This is a genomic window from Zobellella endophytica (assembly GCF_003012775.1).
In the GTDB taxonomy this organism is placed as follows: Bacteria; Pseudomonadota; Gammaproteobacteria; order Enterobacterales; family Aeromonadaceae; genus Oceanimonas; species Oceanimonas endophytica.
This window is the reverse complement of record NZ_PXYG01000031.1, coordinates 1-421: the sequence shown is the minus strand read 5'-3', so window position 1 is coordinate 421 and position 421 is coordinate 1. Positions and strand designations below refer to the sequence as shown.

General features: G+C 51.8%; 1 tRNA gene and 1 rRNA gene. Both read right to left on the bottom strand.

The window, feature by feature from the left end:
- Nucleotides 1–47: 47 nt before the first annotated feature.
- A tRNA-Glu gene (locus C7H85_RS19305) sits at nt 48–123 on the bottom strand.
- Nucleotides 124–344: 221 nt separating this feature from the next.
- Nucleotides 345–421 (bottom strand): 16S ribosomal RNA (locus C7H85_RS19300); the annotation flags it as partial.

The following is a 421-nucleotide window of genomic DNA, read 5'->3' as shown; positions in this document are numbered from 1 at the left end:
TTGAAGACAGACTCTTCCAGCATCCAGCTTAAGGCTTGGCGCGTAAATGGCGTCCCCTAGGGGATTCGAACCCCTGTTACCGCCGTGAAAGGGCGGTGTCCTAGGCCTCTAGACGAAGGGGACAAAACTCACGGTTTGCGAAGCGCAGCTTCGCAGTGAATTTTGTAAAGGCGCAGCCGAGCTCCGCGAGGCAAGCGACAAGAACAACCATAGTCGAACCGTACTTATCCAGGAGCCGGTGTTTTTCTTGGTGTGAAACACACAAGAAAAAACGCCTCTATCAAAAGCGCTCTCTGCATATCAAGCAAACTGTGTGAACACTCAACAGGCGTTGAGATTTAAGGTAAGGAGGTGATCCAACCGCAGGTTCCCCTACGGTTACCTTGTTACGACTTCACCCCAGTCATGAATCACTCCGTGG